Source organism: Streptomyces sp. NPDC050732 (assembly GCF_040654255.1).
In the GTDB taxonomy this organism is placed as follows: domain Bacteria; phylum Actinomycetota; class Actinomycetes; order Streptomycetales; family Streptomycetaceae; genus Streptomyces.
The window spans coordinates 1-21,309 of record NZ_JBFAHP010000067.1 but is presented as its reverse complement, the minus strand read 5'-3'; the positions used below and the strand labels follow the sequence as shown (position 1 = coordinate 21,309).

The 21,309-nt window shown below is 71.1% G+C and carries 17 protein-coding genes and 1 rRNA gene; 8 read left to right on the top strand and 10 right to left on the bottom strand.

Annotated features, from left to right (window positions below; translation table 11 throughout):
* Positions 1 to 173: 173 nt before the first annotated feature.
* Complete coding sequence (locus AB0H82_RS36095) at positions 174 to 680, bottom strand: hypothetical protein (RefSeq protein WP_362999775.1); 507 nt, start codon at positions 678 to 680, stop codon at positions 174 to 176.
* A gap of 320 nt (positions 681 to 1,000) precedes the next feature.
* Between AB0H82_RS36095 and AB0H82_RS36090 the strand changes: the two genes are divergently transcribed.
* Positions 1,001 to 1,477: an Rv3235 family protein gene (locus AB0H82_RS36090; RefSeq protein WP_362999771.1), complete on the top strand. Its 477-nt coding sequence runs from the start codon at positions 1,001 to 1,003 to the stop codon at positions 1,475 to 1,477.
* 101 nt (positions 1,478 to 1,578) lie between these two features.
* Here the strand turns inward: AB0H82_RS36090 and secA are convergent, their stop codons facing one another.
* Entirely contained in the window at positions 1,579 to 4,416 is a 2,838-nt protein-coding gene (gene secA / locus AB0H82_RS36085; protein WP_362999770.1) for a preprotein translocase subunit SecA, read from the bottom strand.
* A gap of 226 nt (positions 4,417 to 4,642) precedes the next feature.
* On the opposite strand from secA, the gene AB0H82_RS36080 reads away from it, so the two are divergent.
* Positions 4,643 to 5,215, top strand: coding sequence for a GNAT family N-acetyltransferase (locus tag AB0H82_RS36080; RefSeq protein ID WP_362999769.1), 573 nt, complete (start codon positions 4,643 to 4,645; stop codon positions 5,213 to 5,215).
* A 50-nt stretch (positions 5,216 to 5,265) separates the two neighbouring features.
* Positions 5,266 to 6,429, top strand: coding sequence for a crosslink repair DNA glycosylase YcaQ family protein (locus tag AB0H82_RS36075; protein WP_362999768.1), 1,164 nt, complete (start codon positions 5,266 to 5,268; stop codon positions 6,427 to 6,429).
* Between the two features lie 7 nt (positions 6,430 to 6,436).
* Here the strand turns inward: AB0H82_RS36075 and AB0H82_RS36070 are convergent, their stop codons facing one another.
* The 7 genes from AB0H82_RS36070 to mtnA all read right to left on the bottom strand — a co-directional run bounded on the left by AB0H82_RS36070 (position 6,437) and on the right by mtnA (position 15,362).
* Positions 6,437 to 7,180 carry a response regulator transcription factor gene (locus AB0H82_RS36070; protein WP_362999767.1) on the bottom strand — a complete coding sequence of 248 codons (744 nt, stop codon included), beginning with the start codon at positions 7,178 to 7,180 and terminating at the stop codon, positions 6,437 to 6,439.
* 194 nt (positions 7,181 to 7,374) lie between these two features.
* Complete coding sequence (gene raiA / locus AB0H82_RS36065; RefSeq protein WP_362999766.1) at positions 7,375 to 8,124, bottom strand: ribosome-associated translation inhibitor RaiA; 750 nt, start codon at positions 8,122 to 8,124, stop codon at positions 7,375 to 7,377.
* 268 nt (positions 8,125 to 8,392) lie between these two features.
* On the bottom strand, positions 8,393 to 9,397 hold the full coding sequence (locus AB0H82_RS36060; RefSeq protein ID WP_362999765.1) for a ComF family protein: 1,005 nt from the start codon (positions 9,395 to 9,397) through the stop codon (positions 8,393 to 8,395).
* Positions 9,398 to 9,497: 100 nt separating this feature from the next.
* On the bottom strand, positions 9,498 to 11,252 hold the full coding sequence (locus tag AB0H82_RS36055) for an LpqB family beta-propeller domain-containing protein (protein WP_362999774.1): 1,755 nt from the start codon (positions 11,250 to 11,252) through the stop codon (positions 9,498 to 9,500).
* A gap of 97 nt (positions 11,253 to 11,349) precedes the next feature.
* Positions 11,350 to 13,509, bottom strand: a complete 2,160-nt coding sequence (mtrB, locus tag AB0H82_RS36050; protein WP_362999764.1) for an MtrAB system histidine kinase MtrB — start codon at positions 13,507 to 13,509, stop codon at positions 11,350 to 11,352.
* 1 nt (position 13,510) lies between these two features.
* Positions 13,511 to 14,200, bottom strand: a complete 690-nt coding sequence (gene mtrA / locus AB0H82_RS36045; protein WP_189176211.1) for a two-component system response regulator MtrA — start codon at positions 14,198 to 14,200, stop codon at positions 13,511 to 13,513.
* A gap of 4 nt (positions 14,201 to 14,204) precedes the next feature.
* Positions 14,205 to 15,362, bottom strand: coding sequence for an S-methyl-5-thioribose-1-phosphate isomerase (gene mtnA / locus AB0H82_RS36040; protein WP_362999763.1), 1,158 nt, complete (start codon positions 15,360 to 15,362; stop codon positions 14,205 to 14,207).
* 140 nt (positions 15,363 to 15,502) lie between these two features.
* Here mtnA and AB0H82_RS36035 point away from each other — a divergent pair, with 140 nt between their 5' ends.
* The 5 genes from AB0H82_RS36035 to AB0H82_RS36015 are packed head-to-tail and all read left to right on the top strand — an operon-like array spanning position 15,503 to position 21,137.
* Positions 15,503 to 16,819, top strand: coding sequence for a hypothetical protein (locus AB0H82_RS36035; protein ID WP_362999762.1), 1,317 nt, complete (start codon positions 15,503 to 15,505; stop codon positions 16,817 to 16,819).
* A gap of 49 nt (positions 16,820 to 16,868) precedes the next feature.
* On the top strand, positions 16,869 to 17,579 hold the full coding sequence (locus tag AB0H82_RS36030) for a DUF4129 domain-containing protein (protein ID WP_362999773.1): 711 nt from the start codon (positions 16,869 to 16,871) through the stop codon (positions 17,577 to 17,579).
* The gene (locus tag AB0H82_RS36025) at positions 17,576 to 18,841 is read left to right on the top strand and encodes a DUF4350 domain-containing protein (RefSeq protein ID WP_362999761.1); all 1,266 of its coding nucleotides are present in this window, start codon (positions 17,576 to 17,578) and stop codon (positions 18,839 to 18,841) included. Before AB0H82_RS36030 ends, AB0H82_RS36025 begins: the two co-directional genes overlap by 4 nt.
* A complete protein-coding gene (locus AB0H82_RS36020; RefSeq protein ID WP_362999772.1) occupies positions 18,841 to 19,827 on the top strand; it encodes a MoxR family ATPase in 987 nt (328 codons plus the stop codon). Before AB0H82_RS36025 ends, AB0H82_RS36020 begins: the two co-directional genes overlap by 1 nt.
* Positions 19,827 to 21,137 carry a DUF58 domain-containing protein gene (locus AB0H82_RS36015; protein ID WP_362999760.1) on the top strand — a complete coding sequence of 437 codons (1,311 nt, stop codon included), beginning with the start codon at positions 19,827 to 19,829 and terminating at the stop codon, positions 21,135 to 21,137. Before AB0H82_RS36020 ends, AB0H82_RS36015 begins: the two co-directional genes overlap by 1 nt.
* Positions 21,138 to 21,222: 85 nt before the next feature.
* Here AB0H82_RS36015 and rrf read toward each other — a convergent pair.
* Positions 21,223 to 21,309 (bottom strand): 5S ribosomal RNA (gene rrf, locus AB0H82_RS36010); the annotation flags it as partial.

The following is a 21,309-nucleotide window of genomic DNA, read 5'->3' as shown; positions in this document are numbered from 1 at the left end:
GGTATGTGCGAACGGAGCACCGAGCGCACTGTGGCGTCTTTGGACTTGAGGCGCGACGCAGGGATAGCGAGTACGCACATACCCCCGCGGCCCCGCCCCACAACGCACCCGAGGCGCCGGCACCCAAGGCGGCGCGAGCCCCGCCCAGGACGCCCGCCGCACCCCTCAGCCGATCAACCGATCAGCCCGGGAATCTCCTGCGTGGCAAACCAGAGCAGCTCATGATCCTCGACCCCGTCCACCACGAACCGCGCGTCGTCGTCCCCCTGATCCGCCGCCCCCAACGCCTCGACCGCGGCCCGCACGTCCCCCTCCGCGTCCCCCGCGTCGACGTGCACGGCCGCCACCTTCCCCAACGGCAGCGCCTCACCGATCCGCACCTCGCCGAGCGCCCCCTGATCGAGCCCCCGGCCGGGATCGGCGACGGCGGCCCCGTCCGGCACGTCCGCCGCGAGGACGACCCGGCGCCGCGCGGCCCCGGAGTCCCCCGCGACCATCCGCAGCGACGCCATCGCCGCCCGGTTCAGCGCCGCGTACTCAAGCTCTTCGATGTCGTCCGAGACGTACCACTCCCGCAGGGCGGGCGTGACGGCATAGGCGACGAGCGGCCCGGGCCCCAGCTCCCCCGCCTTGTACGCCTCGGCGAGCCGGGGCAGGGTCACAGGAACGTAGACGCGCATGGGGCTGACCGCTTTCATCCGTGTCCGCGGCACGCGGACTTCGTGGTCGTGGAGAGACCTTCAGGATACGTGCGGGAGTCCCCCATCGAGCTCCCCCCACGACCCTCACAGCGGTCAACCCGCATCCGGCGCTTCACCCACCACACCCCGGCAGCCCCACCACTTCAGAGCCCCCGCACCCCCGGATAGGTGAACCCGGGAGCAACCCCCCGCACCCCTCGACCCTCTTGCCTCCCCGGCCCCCGCCCCCGTACAAGATCCCCACCGCAAGTTACTCCCCGGTACCCGGGACCCATCGGCAAAGCGAGAGAGGCACCCCCATGCACAAGGTGATGACGAGGCCCCGCCCCCGCCCGGCAGCCACCCGCCCACCCGCGAGCCGCCCGCCCACGGGCCGCCCACCGACCCGCAGGGACTCCCGCCGCCCCTCTCCCACGGACCACCGACGCCCACCCGGCACAATCCCCGCCCAGCCACCCCCGCACCCCACAGAGGTCTTCGCGGAACGCCTGCTCCTGGTCCTCAGCGGCCAGCGCCCGATGCACTGGGTGGCCCGGCACATCGCCAACACGGCCTTCGACGACCTGGCACGCCTCGCGGAGCTCAGGCCGCTCTGCGCGGACGGCCACCGCCCCACGATCCACCGGATCGGCCACTACCAGCCGCACCCCGAGACGTACGAGGTCTTCGCCCGCGTCGCGACGGGCCCGAGGCTGCGCGCGCTGGCGTTCCGCCTGACACTGGGAGCGGACCGCAGGTGGCGCTGCACAGCAGTAGAAACAGACCCCCGCTCCTGACGCTCCCCGGCCATCCCCCCTGCCCCCACACACATGACGAAGGGGCCGGACAAAAGCCCGGCCCCTCACGACACAGCTAGCCAAAAGCAGTAAACCGCGGCCTACTTCTTACGCCGCCGCCCACCCTTCTGAGCCTTGCGCCGCTCCGCCCGCGTCATCCCGTCCGCCTCGGACCGGACCTCGGAGCCGTCCGTGGTGAAGTCTCCCTCGTCGACCCCGCCCTCGGCGTTCGGCGCCTGGAAGTGCAGCCGGTCGGGCCGCTGCGGGGCTTCGAGGCCCTTGGCGTGGATCTCCGGCCGGGAGGCCGGCGCCCCCGCGGGCACCGCGTCCTGCGCGCCGTCCTTCGTCAGCGAGGGCGCCGCGTCCGAGACGGGGACTTCCTCGACCTGCTGCTCGACCTGGACCTCCAGGTTGAACAGGTAGCCGACGGACTCCTCCTTGATGCCGTCCATCATGGCGTTGAACATGTCGAAGCCCTCGCGCTGGTACTCGACCAGCGGGTCCTTCTGCGCCATGGCACGGAGGCCGATGCCCTCCTGGAGGTAGTCCATCTCGTAGAGGTGCTCGCGCCACTTGCGGTCCAGGACCGACAGGACGACACGCCGCTCCAGCTCACGCATGATGTCGGAGCCGAGCTGCGCCTCACGGGCCGCGTACTGCTCGTGGATGTCTTCCTTGATGGCCTCGGAGATGAACTCGGCGGTGAGGCCCGCGCGGTCGCCCGCGTCCTCCTCAAGCTCCTCGACGGTGACCTTGACGGGGTAGAGCTGCTTGAAGGCGCCCCACAGCCGGTCCAGGTCCCACTCCTCGGCGAAGCCCTCGGCGGTCTCGGCGGCGATGTACGCGTCGATCGTGTCGTCCATGAAGTGCGTGATCTGGTCCTGCAGATCCTCGCCCTCCAGGACGCGGCGACGCTCTCCGTAGATGACCTCGCGCTGCCGGTTGAGGACCTCGTCGTACTTGAGGACGTTCTTCCGGGTCTCGAAGTTCTGCTGCTCGACCTGCGACTGCGCGGAGGCGATCGCGCGGGTCACCATCTTGTTCTCGATCGGCACGTCGTCCGGCACGTTGGCCATGGACATCACGCGCTCGACCATCTGCGCCTTGAAGAGACGCATCAGGTCGTCACCGAGCGACAGGTAGAAGCGGGACTCGCCGGGGTCGCCCTGACGGCCGGAGCGACCGCGCAGCTGGTTGTCGATACGGCGCGACTCGTGCCGCTCCGTACCCAGCACGTAGAGGCCGCCGAGCTGCTTGACCTCTTCGAACTCGGCCTTGACGGACCGCTCGGCCTTCTCCATGGCGGCGGGCAGCGCGGCGGCCCACTCCTCGGGGTGCTCGACGGGGTCGAGGCCGCGCTGGCGCAGCTCCGCCTCGGCGAGGTCGTCGGGGTTGCCGCCGAGCTTGATGTCCGTACCACGACCGGCCATGTTCGTGGCCACCGTCACGGCGCCCTTGCGGCCGGCCTGGGCGACGATGGTCGCCTCACGGTCGTGCTGCTTGGCGTTCAGCACCTCGTGCTGGATGCCGCGCTTGGACAGCTGCTGGGAGAGGTACTCCGACTTCTCGACGGAGGTCGTGCCGACCAGGATCGGCTGGCCCTTCTCGTGCTTCTCGGCGATGTCGTCGACGACGGCGGCGAACTTCGCGACCTCGGTGCGGTAGATCAGGTCGGACTGGTCGGCGCGGACCATCGGCCGGTTCGTCGGGATCGGCACGACGCCCAGCTTGTAGATCTGGTGGAACTCGGCGGCCTCGGTCATCGCCGTACCGGTCATGCCGGAGAGGCCGCTGTCGTAGCCCTCGCGCTTGTAGAGGCGGAAGAAGTTCTGGAGGGTGATGGTGGCGAGGGTCTGGTTCTCGTCCTTGATGTCCACCCCTTCCTTCGCCTCGATCGCCTGGTGCATGCCCTCGTTGTAGCGGCGGCCGGCGAGGATACGGCCGGTGTGCTCGTCGACGATCATGACTTCGCCGTCGATGACGACGTAGTCCTTGTCCTTCTTGAAGAGTTCCTTGGCCTTGATGGCGTTGTTCAGATAACCCACCAGCGGCGTGTTCACCGACTCGTAGAGGTTGTCGATGCCGAGCCAGTCCTCGACCTTGGCGACGCCGGACTCGTGGATGGCGACGGTGCGCTTCTTCTCGTCGACCTCGTAGTCGCCGGTCTCCTCGATGCCCTTGAGCTGGTTGCCGGGCTCACCCCTGGTGAGGCGCGTGACCAGCTTGGCGAAGTCGCCGTACCACTTGGTGGCCTGGTCGGCGGGGCCGGAGATGATCAGCGGCGTACGGGCCTCGTCGACGAGGATCGAGTCGACCTCGTCGACGATCGCGAAGTTGTGGCCGCGCTGCACCAACTCGTCCTTCGACCACGCCATGTTGTCGCGCAGGTAGTCGAAGCCGAATTCGTTGTTCGTGCCGTAGGTGATGTCGCAGTTGTACTGCTCGCGGCGCTGGGCCGGCGTCATGTTGGCAAGGATGCAGCCGACGGTCAGGCCCAGGAACTTGTGGACGCGGCCCATCATCTCGGAGTCGCGCTCGGCCAGGTAGTCGTTGACCGTGATCAGGTGGACGCCCTTGCCGGAGAGGGCGTTCAGATAAGCGGGCAGGGTGCCGACGAGGGTCTTGCCCTCACCGGTCTTCATCTCCGCGACGTAGCCCATGTGCAGCGCGGCGCCGCCCATCATCTGGACGTCGTAGTGGCGCTGTCCCAGGACGCGCTTGGCGGCCTCGCGGACCGTCGCGAAGGCCTCGGGAAGGAGGTCGTCGAGCGTCTCGCCGTCGGCGTATCGCTCCTTGTACTCCTGGGTCAGCGCGCGCAGCTCGGCGTCGGAGAGGCTGACGAAGTCCTCTTCGATGGAGTTGACCTGGTCCGCGATGCGGTGCAGCTTGCGCAGGATCTTGCCTTCGCCTGCACGCATGATCTTCGAGAGGACGGACACGGGGGTTGGTCTCCTTGCCGGTCGGGCCTGGCATGGTCGGTTTTACTCGTCGGGCACCGGCCATCGTATGCGAGGACCGGGCCGCGCCGGGAGGTGTGCCATGAGGTCAACGGACGAGGGGCGCCGAAGGTGCCGGGTCGCACCCCTGAGTGCCCCGCGAGAGGTGATCGCGAAGGACGGGCGAAAAGTACTGGCCCCCGGGACGTCGCCCCCTCATCATCGCTTGATGGAGCCCGTCACCCTCACCACCGAACGTCTGTACCTGCGCGTCTTCATCCCCGAGGACATCGACGAGACCTACGCGGCCTGCCAGGACCCGGACATCCAGCGCTGGACCACCATCCCGTCGCCGTACGCGCGCGTGGACGCCGAGAACTTCGTGCGCACGATGGTGCCGGCGGGGTGGCGCGACGACGCGGAGTACACCTTCGCCGTACGTCCCCTTGAGGGCGGTCCCCTGCTCGCCGCCGCCAGCCTGCACCACCCGCGGTCGGGCACCTGGGAGATCGGCTACTGGACGGCCGAGGAGCACCGGGGCCGCGGCTATATGCGGGAGGCCGTGCTCGCCCTCGCCCGCTGGGCCTTCACGGACCTGCGCTGCACCCGGCTGGAGTGGCGCGCGGAGGTCGGCAACACCGGCTCGCGCGCGGTCGTGGAGAAGGCCGGCTTCACCGTGGAGGGCGTCCACCGCGCGGGCCTGCTCAACAAGGAGACGCTCCGCGACTGCTGGGTCGGCTCGCTGCTCCCCTCGGACCTCGGCCTGCCGTCACCGCACCCGTACCTGCCCGCGAAGGCCTGAGCCGGGCAGCGCCCGCCGATTTGTCAGTGCCGCCCCCTATCGTTCGGACCATGACGAGCCTGCCGAGCCCCGCCATCGACCTCTCCGCCGACGAGGCGCGCCGCATCGTCCTGCGCGCCCAGGGCTTCCTGGGAGCCCCCGACCGCAGGTCCGGGGTGCGGGGCGTGCTGCGCCATCTCGGCGCGGTCCAGCTCGACACGATCTCGGTCCTGGCCCGCTCGCACGAACTCATTCCGTACGCACGCCTGGGCGCCGTCGGCCGCGACACGGTCGAAGCGGCGTACTGGACGGATACGCACGCCTTCGAGTACTGGTCGCACGCCGCCTGCATCCTCCCCATCGAGGAGTGGCCGCACTTCGCCTTCCGCCGCCGCGCCTACCGCACCCGCCCGCAGTGGCACCACGACCTGCCCGCCGGTGCGTACGACCAGGTCATCAAGCAGCTCCGCGCCGAAGGCCCGCTCACCGCGACGGAGTTGGGCGGCGCGAAGAACAAGGGCGAGTGGTGGGACTGGTCCGAGTCGAAGATCGCCGTCGAGCGGGCCCTGATGCACGGCGAGGTGGTGTGCACCGAGCGCCGCTCCTGGAAGCGGGTGTACGACCTGGCGGAGCGCGCCGTCCCGGACGCCCTGCTCCACGACGACCTGGACGACACGGAGTGCCTGCGCCGCCTGGTCCGGCTGGCCGGTGAGGCGCTGGGCGTCGGCACGCGCGCGGACATCGCCGACTACCACCGGCTCAAGGGCGAGCAGTTCGACGCGGTGGTCGCGGACTCGGGCCTCGTGCCGGTGACGGTCCAGGGCTGGGCCAAGCCGGCCTGGGCGGACCCGAAGGCCCTGGAGACGACGCCCCGCGGCCGGCACCGCACGACGCTCCTGTCTCCCTTCGACTCACTGATCTGGGAGCGGGCGCGCACCGAGCGGATCTTCGGATTCACGCACCGCCTGGAGGCGTATGTGCCGAAGCCGAAGCGGATCCACGGCTATTTCGCGATGCCGCTGCTGGCGGGCGGCAGGCTCCTCGGCCGGGTCGACCCGGCGCGCGAGGGCAGCACCCTGGTCGCCAAGCAGGTCGCGCTCGACACCCCGAAGGCGGTGGCCCCGATGGCTCAGGCGCTGCGGGAGGCGGCGTCCTGGGTCGGCTGCGACTCGGTGCGGGTGGAGCGGGTGAACCGTCCCGAGCTCACCGCGGAGCTGGTCCGGGCCCTCGCCTGATTCCCCCTCACCTGATTTCGAGGATCTTCTCCCGCATCGCGTAGACCACGGCCTCCATCCTGGAGTGCAGCTGCAGCTTCTCCAGGATGTTGCGCACGTGGTTCTTCACGGTGTTCTCCGAGATGAACAGTTCCTTGGCGATGTCACGGTTGTTCATGCCGGTGGCGACGAGCTTGAGCACTTCGAGCTCCCGGTCGGTCAGCCGGGGCGCGGGCACGAGCCGCCGCTCGTCGGTGCGCTGGATCATCGACTTGAACTCGGTGAGCAGCTTGGACGCCATCGACGGGCTGATCTGCGACTGCCCGTCCGCCACCGCGCGGATCGCCGTCGCCACCTCGTCCGTGGAGATCTCCTTGAGGAGATAGCCGGTGGCGCCCGCCTTGATGGCGTCGTAGAGGTCGGCTTCCTCGTCGCTGATCGTCAGCATGATGATCTTGGCGCTGGGCGCCACCTCCTTGATGGAGGTGCACGCCTCGATGCCGCCCCGTTTCGGCATGCGTACGTCCATGAGCACGATGTCGGGCAGCAGATCGGCGGCCTTGTCCACCGCCTCCGCGCCGTCGCCGGCCTCTCCGACGACCTGGATGTCCTCCTCGGCGGCGAGGACGATCTCCAGGCCGCGGCGGAAGAGGGCGTGGTCATCCACCACAAGGACCCTGATGGGCTCCTTGCGTGGGGCGCTCGCGTCCGTGCCGATGCCGATGCCGTCGCCGGCACCCTGGTGACGCATCGGTCCGAAGCTGTCCGCCATCGTTCCTCCCCCATGAAGGCCGCGGCCTGTTGTGCTTCTGCTGCGCCAACCCCAGGCGGCAGCACACCGGTTGACCGGCTCGCCCATGATTTCATGCCCGGCGCCGGTGCGGTGCGCGCACTGGGCGCACGGTGGTGCCCCTGGGGGCGCACAGGCGCTCCAGGGGCACCACCTCGGCTGTCATGGGGTGGTCGTCAGCCGCCGAGGGCTCCGCCTCCGCCGCCCGTCTCCGCCTTGGCCACCATGGGGTCGGTGTTGAGGCGGATGACGCCGTAGTCGTAGGCGTGCCGTCGGTAGACGACGCTGGGTTCCTTGGTCTCGGAGTCGACGAACAGGTAGAAGTCGTGTCCGACCAGTTCCATCTCGTAGAGCGCCTGGTCGAGTGACATGGGTGCCGCGACGTGCGTCTTCTCGCGGACCACGAGGGGACCTTCGCCCTGGATCTCCAGGGAGCCGATCTTCTTGACCGGTACGCCGTCCGGCTCCTCGTCGCGTGCGATCGTGCCGTCCCCGTTGAAGTGCGCCGCGTCCGGGACCCGCTCGGCGACCTCGGCGGCGGAGAGCCTGCCGGTGCCCCGCCGGTTGTGGCGCTTCTCGTGCTGCTTGCGCAGGCGCGCGTCGAGCTTGGCGGTGGCCAGGTCGAGCGCCGCGTAGGGGTCGGCTGCCGAGGCCTCGGCGCGGATCACGGGTCCGCGCCCGCGGAGGGTGATCTCCACCCGGTCGGAACGGTCGGCCTGTCGCGGGTTGGTTTCCTTGGACACCTCGACGTCGAGGCTGATCACCTTGCCGTCGAGCTTCTGGATCTTGTCCAGCTTCAGCTTCTCGGCCACGTGCTTGCGGAACCGCTCGGGCACCTCGGTCTTGCGGCCCTTGACGACGATGTCCACGCAGAACTCCGTTCCCGGATCGCTCCGCTTCGGCGGCGGAGCATCTCCCTTTTGCACCAGGCTCCGGTGACTCCCGGAGCCTCGGACTCGGTGACTTCCACCTCCTCCTCCCCCGTGGGCAAGATCTCCACCCCACCGGCCCGGGTGATTGCGAAAACGCAGACCAGCGCGGACCGGCATTCATTCCGATATGCGAGGGACGGCGTCCGCCATTCCTCACAACCGAACATATCTCGCCCGGACGGATGTCGTCACCCTCTACTGCGGCGTACCTCCATTCAGGTGTAACGACCCTCTTATCACCTGCAACGATGCAAGTTCTCTGTCAGTTCCGGTTTATTTCGAAAGAATCCGGCGACGCGGCGACAACGGCGGCGCCGACCGTGTTCTCGCAGCCCAATAGCGACCTTCGTACAACCCCCGTTCCCGGTTCTCGTACGGCCTCCGCTCTCCCGTTCTCTTCCATGCGTACGGCACGTAATGCGCGGGTGGCCTCCGCCAATGAGGCGCCGGTCGTCATCAGGTCGTCGACGACCACGATCCGGCCACTGCCCGCCAGCAGCCGGCCGCCCCCTGCGGTCACCTCAAGGGCGCCCGCCAGATTGGCCTGCCGCTGCCGGGAGTCGAGCCCCGACTGGTCGGCCACCGCACGCCGCTGCCGCAGCACCGCGAGCACCCGCGCCGGGATACCCGCCCGCCGCAGCTCACCCGCCGCGGCGAGGGCGATCCGCCGCACCGGGTCATGCCCACGGGCCCGCACAGCGCCCCGCGCCGAGGGCACAGGCACAAGTGACACCGGCATCACCCGCCCCTGTGAACCACCCTGCCTCCCGCCTACCCACGTTCCCGCCCCACTATCACCGTGCCCCCCGGATCCGCCCCGCAGCCCGGCACACAGGGCCTCGCCCCAGGACCCGCCCCGGGAGCCGGCACACACGGCTCCGCCCCCGGATCCGCCCCACGGTCCGGCACACACGCCTTCGCCCCCGGACCCACCCGGCAGACCCGCACGCACAGCCCCGTCCCCGCACCCACCCCGCCCCAGCCCCGCGCACACGGCCTCAGCGAGCGCTGTTCCCAATGGAACGGCGAGGCCCAGGGCGCCTCGCTCCTTGTGTGCGAGCAGTACGGCCCGCACGGCGTCCTCGTACGGCGCGGCGGCGTGCACCACGGGTAGCCCGGGCGGCTCCGGGTCAGGCCGCACCCGGCGCGGCACGGTCCCGCACAGAGCGGCGCGGCACTCGTCGCAGAGCGCCACCCGGGGCTCCCCGCAGCCTCCGCACTCGGCCGGCAGCACCAGGTCGGTGAGGTCCTGCCACCACCCCCGCATGCCCCCACTCTGCCAAGCCGCCCACCGCCCGGCCACCCCTGTGGATAACTACCTGTGGACAACTGCCCGCCGCTGACGTCGCGCCGCCCGGACGCCGAGGTCAGCCCGGGTAGACCGGCGCCAGCCCTTCCTTCACGACCGTCTGCCACTGCGACCCCGTCGGCAGCCGCACGATCCCGTCGTCCGAGTGGGCCACCAGCGGCTGCCGCTCGTCCTCGGACGCCGCGATCTCCTTGACGCCGGTCAGGCCGGGCAGCGCGGTGCCCGGCAGCACCGAGCCGTCGCACTGGACGTACCGGATCTGCTGCACGCCACCGGTCTCCCTGCCGACCACCACGAGGCGGCTTCCGCCCGCCCACGACATGGCCGTCACTTCTTCCATGCGCGGCGCCGCGGGGGTGGGGTCGAGGACCGAGATCTCGGGCCGCTCCCCCTCACCGGCGTCCCGCTCGGCCCGGCCGATCCACAGGGACTGCTTGCCGTCCTTCTCCACGAGGAAGGCGATGCGCACGCCGTCGGCCGACACCCGCACCTCCTGGATGCGCCCGTCCAGCGCGGGCACCTCGACCTCGACGGGCTCGCCCGCGCCCTGGTCGAGCCAGAGCAGCCGCGGCCGCTTCGGATCACGGTCGGCCACCCATAGATTGCCCCTGCCGTCCCAACTGGGCGTGGAGAGGCGGTCGTCCTCCGACTTCGCCTTGCTGCGCAACTGCGCCTTGCCGAGCGCGTCGTCCGAGAGCAGCGACCCCGTGTACAGCGACTTGCCGTCGAGGGACACCCCGGCCGCACGCTGTTCGTCGCGCGAGACCGCCGCCGAGCGCAACGGCTGGTCGCCGGTGCCGAGGACACCCGTCACCGGCTCCGGATCCGCCGCACTCCCGGAGTTGGCGGACATCCGGACCAGCCGGTGCTCCTCGTCGACGAAGTACTGGTAGTCGGGCCGGTCCGCACTGCGGTGCGCCGCGACGGTCTCGGCACGCTCCTGACTCAGCACACACAGCATCGAGCCGTTGGAACGCTGCAGCGTCACCTGCTCGACCCCCGAAGGCGTCAAGTCCTGCAAGGTGAAGAGCAGTTGCGCCGCCATCTCCTTGCACTTGGTCTGCCCGGCACCGTCCGAACGGCTGTTCAGCTGCACGGTCAGCCTGTTCTGGTCGTCCAGCGTCAGCGCCTCCTCGGGGTCCTTGAGCTCCGTACCGCTGGGGAAGCTCGAAAGCACCACCGGGCGCAGCCAGTTCGTCGGGCCCTTGAGCAGGGTCTTCACCGTCTGCGTCAGCGGGTCGATCCGCTGCCGGATGTAGACGGGGTCCGCGACGAGCCCCGTCCGGCCGCTCACGCCCGCCCCGGTGGGACCGGCGAAGTAGTACTTGTTGACGGGCCGGTAGATCCGCTGGAAGTCCGATTCGCCCAGCACCACGCCCGGCGGCGGCTGGTCGATGCGCCACTCCTTCCCGCCCGGGCCGCCGTTCTGACTGAGGTGCACGGACTGGCTGTACGCCCCGTCCTCGGGACGGTACGCGTGCTGTTCGTCCACCCTCGCGACCTGATGACCGGTCAGGGAGTAGCGGCGGCTGCCCTCGCCCTCGTTGCCCGCGTTGCCCGCGTCCGTGTTGGGGCCGTCGGCGAGCACCGTCGTGGACTCTTCCGGGTTCCACTCCCGCGACGCCTTCTTGGTCAGATACTTGCGTGCCATCGCGAACTGCGGGTCGTCACTGGTCAGCGCCTCCAGGAAGCCCTGCACGATCTCGATGGGCCGGGCGCCCTCGCGCGGCGGCATCGCGTAGACACGGACCTGCGACTGAGAGTCCGGACGCTGCGACGCGTCGACGGACTTCAGATTCCCGCTGTCCGGCATCGAGGCACACCCGGCGAGGAGCGCACCGCAGCCGCCCAGCAGCAGTACGGTGCGCAGCGGACGCCTGCGGCCCGCACGGCGGCCGCGCCCGTCGGCATCAGCGCCCACGAGTGTTCTCCTCTTCCCTGTCCGACTGCCCGGCTTCCCTGCCCGCCTGCCCGGCGCCGTCACCACTCGGGCGACTGGACTCACTCACACCACTGGCGCCACCCGCACCACCCGTGCCGCTCGGTCCGCTCGGCCCGCTGGTCGCACCCTCCGGCACCTCCGGCTCGTCGTCCGGCTGCCGGCGCGCCACGACCCGCGCCCCGCTGCCGGGCAGCGCCGTCGGGTCCACGGGCCCGGTGTGCAGCAGCCGCGGCGCTATGGGCCCCTTCGCCGGCACGGGCGGCGGCACCCGCTCGGACGCCGCCACGGACGACTGCGCCGGAACCGTGGCCAGCTTGTTCCCGCCCGCGAGGGGCAGCCCCGCGTCGTTCAGCCCGCGGTGGCGCCGCGAATCGTCGGGCTCCAGCGGTATCGGCGAACCCCGCAACGGCTCGTCCGCCGTCCTCGGCAGCGTAAGCCTGAACTGCGAACCCCCGCCCGGCTCGCCCCACGCCTGCAACCAGCCGCCGTGCAGCCGCGCGTCCTCCAGGGCGATGGAGAGGCCGAGGCCCGTACCACCGGTCGTCCGGGCGCGTGCCGGGTCCGCCCGCCAGAAACGGCTGAACACCCGGGTCGCCTCGCCCGGCTTGAGACCCACTCCGTAGTCCCGCACCGCGACGGCGACCGCGCCGCCCGCCGCGGCGAGCCGCACCACGACGTCCTTGCCCTCACCGTGCTCCACGGCGTTGACGACGAGATTGCGCAGCACGCGCTCCACCCGCCGCGCGTCGGCCTCGGCGACCACCGGCTGCTGGTCCCCGACGACCCGTATGTGCGTGCCCTTGCGCTCGGCGAGCGGCTCCGCACCGCCGACGACCCGGCGGACGACCTCACGGAGATCTATCGCCTCGGCCTCCAGTGCGGCCGCCCCCGCGTCGAACCTGCTGATCTCCAGCAGATCCGCGAGCAGCGACTCGAACCGGTCCAGCTGGTCGGCGAGCAGCTCCGCCGACCGCGCGGTCACCGGATCGAAGTCCACCCGCGCCTCGTGAATCACGTCGGCGGCCATCCGCACCGTCGTCAACGGCGTACGCAGCTCGTGCGACACGTCCGACACGAACCGCCGCTGCATCCGCGACAGCTCCTCCAGCTGCTGGATCTTCAGCTGCAGGTTCTGCGCCATCTTGTTGAAGGCCTCGCCGAGCCGCGCGATGTCGTCCTCTCCGGTGACCTTCATACGCTCCTGAAGGCGCCCGGCGGACAGCCGCTCGGCGATGCCCGCGGCCATGCGGACGGGCGTGACGACCTGGCGCACCACCAGCCATGCGATGGCGCCCAGCAGCACCACGACGAAGAGCCCGGCGGTCGCGAGAGTCGTCCTGACCAGGTTCAGCGACTCCTCCTCCTGCGTCAGCGGGAAGAGGTAGTACAGCTGGTACGGATCGCCGTTGAGGTCGTTCAGCCGCTTGCCGATCACCAACGCGGACTGCGGCTCACGGCCGTCGTCGTACACGACCCGCGTATTGGCCTGGTAGACGCCGGTGCCGTCGTCGACCTGGCGGCGCAGCTCTTCGGGCACGCTCAGTATCGGCTCCACGCCGCCCGAGGCCCGCGACCCGCGCACACTTCCGGAGTCGCCCGCGGAGGTGGGGCTCAGCGTGACCACGGCGAACGCGTTCTGCCCACCGCTGGAGAGCTGCTCGACGAGGTCGGACATCCATACGGCGGCGTTACGCCCGTCAACCGTGCTGCCGTCCTGCCCCTGGCCCTGCCCGGTGCTCTGCCGCGCCGCGTTGACGCTGTCCTGCGCGGCCCGGAAGCCACCGTCGGCCTGGCTCTGGGAGGCCTTCACCTTGGCCTTGAGCAGGCCGTTGTTCACGGAGCTCATGACGGCGAAACCGAGCATGAGCACCACGCCGAGCGACATCAGCAGGGTCGTGACGACGACCTTCAGCTGGATGTTGCGCCGCCACAGCCGCACGGCGGGCAGCAGCGGGCGACGCACCCAGCGCACGAAGAGCCGGAGCACAGGACTGCCCTGCACCCCGCCCTGCAGCAGCAGCCCGCCGTCGACGAGCCGCCCGAACCTGGACGCGCGACGCGCCGGGCCAGTCCGCCCCGAGCGAGCCCCCGGACCCCCGGGCGCCGAGGTGGAACTGTCCCGGGACACGTCAGCTCGGTCCGGCCTTGTAACCGACGCCACGGACGGTCACCACGATCTCCGGCCGCTCGGGATCCCGCTCGACCTTGGACCGCAGCCGCTGGACGTGCACGTTCACCAGACGGGTGTCCGCCGCGTGCCGGTAGCCCCAGACCTGCTCAAGGAGCACCTCACGCGTGAACACCTGCCACGGCTTGCGCGCCAGCGCGACCAGCAGGTCGAACTCCAGCGGCGTCAGCGCGATCGACTGCCCGTCGCGCTTCACGGAGTGCCCGGCCACGTCGATGACCAGGTCACCGATGGCCAGCTGCTCCGGCGCGGGCTCCTCCGACCTCCGCAGCCGCGCCCGGATCCGGGCCACGAGCTCCTTCGGCTTGAACGGCTTGACGATGTAGTCGTCGGCCCCGGACTCCAGGCCGACCACCACATCCACCGTGTCGCTCTTGGCCGTGAGCATGACGATCGGCACCCCGGACTCCGCCCTGATCAGGCGGCACACCTCGATGCCATCGCGCCCCGGCAACATCAAATCGAGCAGTACAAGATCCGGCTTTGCCTCCCTGAAAGCGGCCAGCGCCTTGTCGCCATCAGCTACGAACGACGGCTCAAAACCTTCACCACGCAGCACAATCCCGAGCATCTCGGCCAGTGCGGTGTCGTCGTCGACGACAAGGACTCGTCCCTTCATGCCTGACATCATCCCATTAGCTAATCGTTACCTGGCGTGACCTGGCACACAGCTCGGCAAGGCCCTCTGCTGTCACGGGTGACAGAACGCCCTCTTCCGTGACGATCGCCGTCACCAACTCCGGCGGCGTCACGTCGAACGCGGGGTTGTACGCCTGGGTCCCCAGGGGTGCCACCGGAATCCCGCCTCCCGCTTCCATCCCGACCACCGGCACATGCGGCGCGGTGACCTCCGTCACTTCGTGCCCCGCCCGCTGCTCCACCTCGATGGCCGCTCCGTCCGGAGTCTCCAGGTCCACGGTCGTCACCGGCGCCACCACGACGAACGGCACATGGTGGTACCGAGCCAGCACGGCGAGCGGATAGCTCCCCACCTTGTTGGCCACCGAACCGTCGGCCGCGATCCGATCGGCACCGATCAGCACGGCATCCACCTCACCCGCCGCGAACAGCGAACCCGCCGCACTGTCCGTGAGCAATGTGTACGCCATTCCGTTCCGCGCCGCCTCATACGCGGTGAGCCTGGCCCCCTGCAGCAGCGGCCGCGTCTCGTCCACCCACAGCCTGCGCAGACTCCCCTCACGGTGCGCCTTGAGCGCCACCGCGAACGCCGTGCCCTCCCCTCCGGAGACCAGCGCCCCCGTGTTGCAGTGCGTCAGGATCCGGTGCCCACCACCGGGCAGCATCTCGTCGAGCAGCGCAAGGCCGTGCGCCGCCATCCTGGAGCTCGCCTCGGCGTCCTCGGCGTGCAGCGCCCGCGCCGCGTCGAGTGCGGCACCCGCGGCCTGCCGGGCATCGGCCCCGCCCGCGACCGCGGAACGGTACGCGGCCTGGGCCCTGCGCACTCCGTACGCGAGGTTCACCGCGGTGGGCCGCGCCCCCGCCAGCGAGCCCGCCGCCTCGTCCACGTCGAAGCCCCGGGCCGCGGCCAGCGCGACGCCGTACGCCCCCGCGATGCCCAGCAGGGGCGCCCCTCGTACCGCGAGCGTCCTGATCGCCTCCACCAGGGCGGGTGCGTCGGTACACACCAGCTCGCTCTCCTCGCCCGGCAGCCGGGTCTGGTCGAGGACGACCAGCACGGGGCCTTCGGGTGGCTCGTCCCAGCGGATCGCGGGAACCCTGGAGATCTCGGTCGGCCGTATGTCCTCGCCGGATTGCGCGTACTGATCAGCCATCCGCCCAGTCTGCCCCGTACCCGACGGACAATTGAAGGTGTACAGCCTCTACGGCGCCCGGTCACCTGGCGCCCGCACCGTGGCACGATGGCTGGCAACCTGCCGCCGCACCCGCGGACGGGCACCTTGAAGGAGCGACGATGAACGACACTCCGGGCTGGGCCTCGCCCGGATCTGCCCCCTCCGACGGACAGGACTCCGGCAAGCCGGACGCCGCCGAGCCCGCCGACGACGGCGGCCGTAGCACCCCGTCCAAGTGGTCCAAGGAGCAGCCGCCGCCCGCCCAGTGGTCCCCGCCCAGCACCCCGGGCCCGGGCCACACGCCGCCTCCACCGCCCCCGCCGCCCGGCCAGGGCGGCGGCTGGGGCTGGGGCGGGCCTCCCGGCGGCCCCGGTGGCCCCGGCGCTCCTGGGGGCCCCGGCGGCCCGGGCGGCTACCGCGGCTGGGGAGCCTGGCAGGGACCCCCGCCGGCCGCCAAGCCCGGCGTCATCCCGCTCCGCCCGCTCGGCGTCGGCGAGATCCTCGACGGCGCGGTGTCGACGATGCGCGCACACTGGCGCACGGTCCTCGGCATCTCCCTGACCGTGGCCGTGCTCACGGAGATCGTCGTCGTCCTCCTGCAAGGACTCGTCCTGAACGAGTCCGTCGACACCGAAGCCCTCGACGACCCCAGCGCGACCGTCGGCGAACTGACCCGCGCCATGGGCGACACGATGCTCAGCTCCGGCGTGGTCCTCGCGGTCACCCTGCTCGGCACGATCGTCGCGACCGCCCTGCTCACCATGGTCACCAGCCGCGCGGTGCTCGGTAAGTCGGTCACCGCCACGGAGGCCTGGCAGGACTCCCGCCCGCAGCTGGCCAAGCTGTTCGGCCTGACCCTGCTCATCCCGCTCATCGGCGTCGCCATCGTCGCTGTCGGCACCCTGCCGGGCGTGCTGATCGCGCTGGCCGGATCGTCCGACGCCGGCGCCGGTCTCGCCGCACTCGGCGGCCTCGGCGCGGGCGTCGTCGCCGTCTGGATCGTCGTACGCCTCTCCCTCGCCTCCCCCGCGCTCATGCTGGAGAAGCAGGGCATCAAGAAGTCCCTGATCCGCTCCACCAAGCTGGTCCGCGGCTCCTGGTGGCGCGTCTTCGGCATCCAGCTGCTCGCCGCGATCATCGCGAACGTCGTGGCGTCGATCATCGTCATCCCGTTCACGTTCATCGCCGGGGCGGTCAGTGGCGAAGGCGTCACCGGTTTCCTCGACAGCACCGGCGAGCTGGGCTGGACGTTCCTGATCGTCAGCGGCGTCGGCTCGGTCATCGGCTCCATGCTGACGTTCCCCATCACGGCAGGGGTCACCGTCCTCCTCTACATCGACCAGCGGATCCGCCGCGAGGCCCTCGACCTCGAACTCGCCCGCGCGGCCGGCCTCCCCGGCCACGGCCCGACCCCGTCCGGCACACCGGGGAGCTGATGCGGTGACCGCGGCGGGGGCAGTACTCGGGGAGACCGCGCTCAGAGAGATCGCGCTCGGAGCGCTGAGGGCAGCACCGCTCCTGCCGCGCACCGGCGACGACCCGCCGGTGACGATCCCCCGCGCCCCCGCACGGGAGGCGGCCGAACGCGAACTGTCCAAGCCGATGTACCACGAGAACGATCCGAGCCTCTTCCAGCGCGCCCTCAACCGCTTCTGGGGCTGGGTCGACGACCTGTTCTCCGCCGCCTCGGGGGCCACCCCGGGCGGCGGGCTCGGGCTCCTGGTCATCGTGCTCGCAGTCGTCCTCCTGATCGTCGCCCTGTGGTGGCGCCTCGGCACCCCGCACCGCGCCGCGACCTCCGCTCCGCCCCTCTTCGACGACCGCCCCCGCAGCGCCGCCGAACACCGCGCGGCCTCCGAAGCACACGCGGCCCTGGCCCACTGGAACCAGGCCGTGCAGGAACGCATGCGCGCCGTCGTCCGCGCCCTGGAGGAACGCGCCCTCCTCGACCCGCGCCCCGGCCGCACAGCCGACGAAGCCGCGGCGGAGGCAGGCCGCACCCTCCCCGCCCACGCAGGCCGACTCCGCTCCGCCGCCCAGGAGTTCGACGACGTGACGTACGGCGGCCGTACCGCCGACGAAGCCGCATACCTCCGCCTGGCCGACCTCGACCGCGACCTGGCCACCACCAAACCGATCCTGACCAGCACCGCCCACACCACACCGAGCAACAGCTCCCAGAGGGCCGCCGAATGACCGGCCCCGCCCACTCCACCGAACCGGCCCGGCCCTCTCCCCCCGCCACCCCGGAGCAGCGGCCACCCCACGCACCGTCCCCCGCGGCCCCCACCTCGGTCTCCCCCACACCCCGCCAGCTCTGGACCCGCTCCCGAGGCGTCGTCCTCGCCCTGGTCGTCCTCCTCACGGCGGCCGTCGTCATCGCCGCGGTCCGCTCCGGAGCCCAGTACGGCCGCCTCGATCCACGCTCCGCCGACTCCCACGGCAGCCGAGCCGTCGCCGAACTCCTCGCCGACCGAGGCGTGTCCACCCGCGTGGTCACCAGCACCGAGGAGGCCCGGTCCGCGGCCGGCCCCGACACGACCCTCCTCGTGGCCAACCCCGACGTACTCACCGACCGGCAGCGGTCCCGCCTGCACGCGGCCACCGAGGACTCCGGCGGCCGCACCGTCCTCGTCACCCTGGGCACCCCGTCGATCGACGCCCTCGCCCCCGGGGTCACCGCGGACGCCACGACCAGCACCGACTCGGCGCTCTCCCCCGGCTGCGCCCTCCCCGAGGCCCGCCGCGCCGGCACCGCCGACATGGGCGGCATCCGCTACGACACTCTCGCTCCCGACGCCGAGGCCTGCTACCTCAGCGACGGCCTGCCCAGCCTTCTCCATCTCCCCGCCCCCCACGGAAAGGGCGACACCGTCGTCCTCGGCGCCCCCGACATCCTCTACAACGACCGTCTCGACGAGCAGGGCAACGCGTCGCTCGCCCTGCAACTCCTCGGTTCCCGCCCCCACTTGGTCTGGTACCTCCCCTCCCTCTCCGACGACCAGGCGGCGACCGGCTCCGAGCGCCGCGGCTTCTTCGACCTGATCCCCTCCGGCTGGCTCTGGGGCGCCCTGCAGCTCACCATCGCCGCCGCACTCGCCGCCCTGTGGCGTGCCCGCCGCCTCGGCCCTCTCGTCGCCGAACGCCTCCCCGTCGCCATCCGCGCCTCCGAAGCCGTCGAAGGCCGTGCCCGCCTCTACCGCAAGGCGAACGCCCGCGACCGCGCGGCGGCAGCCCTACGCACCGCAGCCCGAACTCGCCTCGCCCCCCTCGTCGGCGTCTCCCCCGCCCAGGCCCACACACCCGAGATCCTGATCCCCGCGCTGACCACCCGCCTTCACACCCCCGGCCAAGACCCGCACCCCCTCCTCTTCGGGCCACCCCCCGGCAACGACGCAGCTCTCATCGCCCTCGCCGACCAACTCGACGCCCTCGAAAGAGAGGTACGCCACTCATGATGGACCCGACCACTGACAACGGGCCCACCGGAGATCCCCGCGACGCCCGCGCTTCCCTGGAAGCCCTGCGCGCCGAGATCTCCAAGGCCGTGGTCGGCCAGGACCCCGCCGTCACCGGCCTCGTCGTCGCCCTGCTCTGCCGCGGCCACGTCCTGCTCGAAGGAGTCCCCGGCGTGGCCAAGACACTGCTCGTCCGCGCCCTCGCGTCGAGCCTCGAACTCGACACGAAACGCGTGCAGTTCACCCCCGACCTGATGCCGAGCGACATCACGGGCTCCCTCGTCTACGACGCCCGCACCACCGAGTTCTCCTTCCAGCCCGGCCCGGTCTTCACGAACCTCCTCCTCGCCGACGAAATCAACCGCACCCCGCCCAAGACCCAGTCCTCCCTCCTCGAAGCGATGGAAGAACGCCAGGTCACGGTCGACGGCACCGCGCGCCCGCTCCCCGAGCCCTTCCTCGTCGCGGCCACCCAGAACCCGGTCGAGTACGAAGGCACGTATCCGCTCCCCGAGGCGCAACTGGACCGCTTCCTCCTCAAGCTGACGGTCCCTCTCCCGTCCCGCCAGGACGAGATCGACGTCCTCACCCGGCACGCGGACGGCTTCAACCCGCGCGACCTGCGCGCCGCCGGCGTACGCCCCGTGGCGGGCGCCGCCGACCTGGAAGCCGCCCGAGCCGCCGTCGCCAAGACCTCCATCTCTCCAGAGATCACCGCGTACGTGGTCGACATCTGCCGCGCCACCCGCGAGTCGCCGTCCCTCACCCTCGGCGTCTCCCCGCGAGGCGCCACGGCGCTGCTCTCCACCGCCCGCGCCTGGGCCTGGCTCACCGGCCGCGACTACGTCATCCCCGACGACGTGAAAGCCCTGGCCCTCCCCACCCTCCGCCACCGGATCCAACTCCGCCCGGAAGCCGAGATGGAGGGCGTCACCGCCGACTCCGTCATCAACGCGATCCTCGCCCACGTCCCGGTCCCCCGCTGATGGCCCTCACCGGACGCACCGCCCTCCTGGCGGCCCTGGGCACCCTCCCCGTGGGCCTGTGGGACCCCAGCTGGACCGGCATCCTCGCCGTCAACACCCCGCTGGCCCTGGCCTGCGCCTGCGACTTCGCCCTGGCCGCGCCCGTACGCCGGCTCGGCATGACCCGCTCCGGCGCCACCTCCGTACGTCTCGGCGAATCCGCCGACGTCGAGCTCACCGTCACGAACCCCTCCGGCCGCCTCCTGCGAGCCGAGCTCCGCGACGCCTGGCCCCCGAGCAGCCACGAGCCCGGCACGGAAGTCACCGCATCCCGTCACCGACTCGCTGTCCCGGCCGGCGAGCGCCGTCGCCTCACGACCCACCTGAGCCCCACCCGGCGCGGCGACCACCAGGCCGACCGTGTGACCATCCGCTCGTACGGCCCCCTCGGCCTCTTCACCCGCCAGGGAAGCCACAAAGTCCCCTGGACCCTGCGCGTCCTGCCGCCTTTCACCAGCCGGAAGCACCTCCCCGCCAAGCTGGCCCACCTGCGCGAACTCGACGGCCGCACGAGCGTGCTCACGCGTGGCCAGGGCACAGAGTTCGACAGCCTCCGCGATTACGTTCCCGGGGACGACACCCGCTCCATCGACTGGCGTGCCACCGCCCGCCAGTCCACCGTCGCGGTCCGCACCTGGCGCCCCGAACGCGACCGCCACATCCTTCTGGTCCTCGACACCGGCCGCACCTCGGCCGGCCGGGTGGGCGACGCCCCACGCCTGGACGCCTCCATGGACGCGGCCCTGCTCCTCGCCGCCCTCGCCTCCCGCGCCGGCGACCGCGTGGACCTTCTCGCCTACGACCGCCGGGTACGTGCCCTGGTCCAGGGCCGCTCGGCAGGGGACGTCCTCCCCTCCCTGGTCAACGCCCTGGCCACACTGGAGCCGGAACTCGTCGAAACAGACGCCCGAAGCCTCACCTCGACGGCTCTTCGCACGGCCCCACGCAGTTCCCTGATCGTGCTGTTCACCAGCCTCGACACCGCCCCGATCGAAGAAGGCCTGCTCCCCGTACTTTCCCGCCTCACCAAGCGCCACAAGGTCCTGGTGGCATCGGTGGCCGACCCTCACATCCAAGAAATGGCGGCCTCCCGCGGAACTACAGAGGCGGTCTATGACGCCGCAGCAGCAGCCCAAGCCCAATCGGAACGCCACCGCACAGCGGAGCAACTCAGACGACGCGGCGTCACGGTCGTGGACGCCACCCCTCACGACCTCGCACCGGCCTTGGCAGACGCATACCTCTCCCTCAAAGCGGCCGGCCGCCTGTAAGGAGTAAGAAGCAGGGCTGCGGAAAGAGCCGTAAACGCAGAAAACCCCCGCACCATAAGGTGCGGGGGTTTCCCATCTAAAAGGAGTTCGGCGGCGTCCTACTCTCCCACAGGGTCCCCCCTGCAGTACCATCGGCGCTATGAGGCTTAGCTTCCGGGTTCGGAATGTAACC

Coding starts and splice junctions, on each gene's coding strand:
- AB0H82_RS36095 (WP_362999775.1), bottom strand. CDS start 680: ATGCGCGTCTACGTTCCTGTGACCCTGCCCCGGCTCGCCGAGGCGTAC.
- AB0H82_RS36090 (WP_362999771.1), top strand. CDS start 1,001: ATGCACAAGGTGATGACGAGGCCCCGCCCCCGCCCGGCAGCCACCCGC.
- AB0H82_RS36080 (WP_362999769.1), top strand. CDS start 4,643: ATGGAGCCCGTCACCCTCACCACCGAACGTCTGTACCTGCGCGTCTTC.
- AB0H82_RS36075 (WP_362999768.1), top strand. CDS start 5,266: ATGACGAGCCTGCCGAGCCCCGCCATCGACCTCTCCGCCGACGAGGCG.
- AB0H82_RS36070 (WP_362999767.1), bottom strand. CDS start 7,180: ATGGCGGACAGCTTCGGACCGATGCGTCACCAGGGTGCCGGCGACGGC.
- AB0H82_RS36060 (WP_362999765.1), bottom strand. CDS start 9,397: ATGCGGGGGTGGTGGCAGGACCTCACCGACCTGGTGCTGCCGGCCGAG.
- AB0H82_RS36055 (WP_362999774.1), bottom strand. CDS start 11,252: ATGCCGGACAGCGGGAATCTGAAGTCCGTCGACGCGTCGCAGCGTCCG.
- mtrA (WP_189176211.1), bottom strand. CDS start 14,200: ATGATGTCAGGCATGAAGGGACGAGTCCTTGTCGTCGACGACGACACC.
- mtnA (WP_362999763.1), bottom strand. CDS start 15,362: ATGGCTGATCAGTACGCGCAATCCGGCGAGGACATACGGCCGACCGAG.
- AB0H82_RS36035 (WP_362999762.1), top strand. CDS start 15,503: ATGAACGACACTCCGGGCTGGGCCTCGCCCGGATCTGCCCCCTCCGAC.
- AB0H82_RS36025 (WP_362999761.1), top strand. CDS start 17,576: ATGACCGGCCCCGCCCACTCCACCGAACCGGCCCGGCCCTCTCCCCCC.
- AB0H82_RS36020 (WP_362999772.1), top strand. CDS start 18,841: ATGGACCCGACCACTGACAACGGGCCCACCGGAGATCCCCGCGACGCC.
- AB0H82_RS36015 (WP_362999760.1), top strand. CDS start 19,827: ATGGCCCTCACCGGACGCACCGCCCTCCTGGCGGCCCTGGGCACCCTC.